Consider the following 1,257-nt stretch of genomic DNA (forward strand, 5'->3'; position numbering starts at 1 on the left):
GCGGTACCTCCCCGGCGACAGCACCTGAGCCGTCGCGGCGCAGGCCGCGGCCGCCCGGGGGCAGAGCAACGGGTGCAGCAGGCGGGACAGCTCCGCCACGTCGGCGACCGGCCGGGGGAAGGCGAGCCGGGCCCGCCGGGTCGCGCCGGGCCGCCCGTGCGCGACCAGCAGGCCGTACCTGTCGATCCGGACCACCCGCGGGATCTGGTCGCCGGGCAGGTCCAGCCGCCGCCGCAGGTAGTCGCCGACCTGCTCGGCGTGGTGGTCGGCCAGATCCGCGAGCAGGGCGGCCTCGACCGGGTGCAGCGGGTCCGGCTCGGCCTCCGCGAACGCCTCCGGGTCGATCCGGCGCACCCGCCCGGCGCGTTCCCAGCGGGCCTCGGCCACCTCGAAGCGGTGCAGGTGGAACCGGCTGCCCACGTCGAGCAGATCGGCGACCGGGTCGGTGGCGGCGAAGTCGACAGCCGCGTCGCGCGCCTCGTCCCCGTTCAGCCGCGTCGCCCAGCCGGACACCCAGGCCCGGCCGAGCGAGGGCGCCCCGGCCGCCGGCGGCAGGTCGAGCACGTCGAGCACGGCGGCCACGTCGGCGTCGCCCGCCGGCGGCACGAGCGCCGCGGCGAGGTCACTGACCACGGGTACGAGCAGCAGCACCCGCCCGTCCGGGTCGACGGCGTGCCGGACCTGGTGCGGGCCGGGGTGCCGGGCCAGGTGGACGAGGGCGGGCAACCGGCCCGCGACAAGGGTTCGCACGATCTCCGCCGGGCTGGGCCGCATGATCCCGACCTCCTCAAGATAGGTTAGGCTTACCTAAGAAGCAGGCTAGACGATCGGAGACGCCCCCGTGAACCACCCCCGGCCCAAAGCCCGGCTCTCCCGGGCCCTCGGCATCCCGCTGACCCGCAAGTGCGTGCGGTACTTCGAGCGGCGCCCCTATCCCCCGGGCGTGCACGGCCGGTCCCGCCGCACCACCTCCGACTACCAGGTGCGGCTGCTGGAGAAGCAGCGGCTGCGCCACCAGTACAACGTCAGCGAGGCCCAGTTGCGCCGGCTGTTCGACGAGGCCGCCCGGGCCGCCGGCAAGACCGGCGACACGCTCGTCGCGCTGCTGGAACGACGCCTCGACGCGGTGGTCCTGCGGGCCGGGCTGGCCCGCAGCATCTACCAGGCCCGCCAGCTCGTCGGGCACGGCCACATCACCGTGGACGGGCGCAAGGTCGACCGGCCGTCGTACCGGCTGCGGCCCGGCCAGGTGGTCGG

Annotated in this window: 2 protein-coding genes; one reads left to right on the forward strand and one right to left on the reverse strand. The window is 76.1% G+C overall.

Annotated features, from left to right (window positions below; translation table 11 throughout):
• Positions 1–774, reverse strand: a 774-nt coding sequence (locus KBX39_RS31470) for a DUF2470 domain-containing protein (RefSeq protein ID WP_247660802.1), incomplete at its 3' end; no start/stop codon positions are given.
• A gap of 67 nt (positions 775–841) precedes the next feature.
• Between KBX39_RS31470 and rpsD the strand changes: the two genes are divergently transcribed.
• The coding region (gene rpsD / locus KBX39_RS31475; protein WP_210874053.1) for a 30S ribosomal protein S4 at positions 842–1,257 on the forward strand (416 nt) is incomplete at its 3' end.

The sequence above is a fragment of the Micromonospora sp. D75 genome (genome assembly GCF_018070405.1).
Classification (GTDB): Bacteria; Actinomycetota; Actinomycetes; order Mycobacteriales; family Micromonosporaceae; genus Micromonospora; species Micromonospora chalcea.